The organism is Ensifer sp. ENS07 (assembly GCF_014852185.1).
In the GTDB taxonomy this organism is placed as follows: Bacteria; Pseudomonadota; Alphaproteobacteria; order Rhizobiales; family Rhizobiaceae; genus Ensifer; species Ensifer adhaerens.
Map to the genome: position 1 here is coordinate 1 of NZ_JACVBE010000085.1, position 264 is coordinate 264.

Genomic DNA, 264 nt, shown 5'->3' on the forward strand with positions numbered 1-264 from the left:
CGTTGACGTGCACCACTGAGTTCTCGCCGGCCGCACCGTCGCCGCGCTCTGTCACCACGGCGCTCTGCGTGCCGGAGGTGATGACCGGTGCATCGTTCGTCCCGGTGATCGCGATCGTAACGGTCTGCGCCACGATACCGCCATGGCCGTCATTGACGAACACGGTGTACTTCTGCGTCAGCGTCTGGCCGGCCTGCAGCGAGTCCAGCACGCCGTCGGCGACCTTGAAGTTCCAGCCGATCCTGTCAGCTGCCTGATCGACCG

Annotated in this window: 1 protein-coding gene; it reads right to left on the bottom strand. The window is 65.5% G+C overall.

Translation table 11 applies throughout. From position 1 onward, the window contains the following. Positions 1-264: VCBS domain-containing protein (locus tag IB277_RS37760; protein ID WP_192373426.1), on the bottom strand; the 264-nt coding region annotated here is incomplete at both ends.